Source organism: Serratia silvae (assembly GCF_023282985.1).
Classification (GTDB): domain Bacteria; phylum Pseudomonadota; class Gammaproteobacteria; order Enterobacterales; family Enterobacteriaceae; genus Chania; species Chania silvae.
On sequence record NZ_JAGQDC010000056.1, the window covers coordinates 1 to 419 of the forward strand.

The following is a 419-nucleotide window of genomic DNA, read 5'->3' on the forward strand; positions in this document are numbered from 1 at the left end:
CTGTTTTCCGGTAAAAGCGTGACCACTGCCGCGTTGATGATGCACCGCGATGTCCGCACCGTCAGTACCCATAAGCGCAATGCGATGCATAAATTGGGATTTCAGAATGATGGTGAGCTTTATTTGCAAGGCAAGTGGATGGCCAAGACCGGCCCGGTGTTTGCCCGCTAACCCTTGATACCGCTATGTACTTATTCTCTCGATGGAATGAGCGAGATATTTATACAGGAGTCGCCTATGCAACCGTTGTCACAAAAGCCGTTTGGCTTGGCGTTAATGGATCGCAGCCCACTCACACTCACTGGGCTGTCTTGCTTTATCGGCACGCTTAACGTCGCCAATGAGATTATCGCGCAGGAAACCAGCATGGCTGCGGTTGCCGAAAGGTTGCTGTACCAACCCGTCGATATTCTCATCAC

1 pseudogene is annotated in these 419 nt (G+C 51.3%); it reads left to right on the top strand.

The features are described from left to right. Positions 1-237 precede the first annotated feature (237 nt). Positions 238-419, top strand: a pseudogene (locus tag KAJ71_RS23210) (helix-turn-helix transcriptional regulator); the annotation flags it as partial.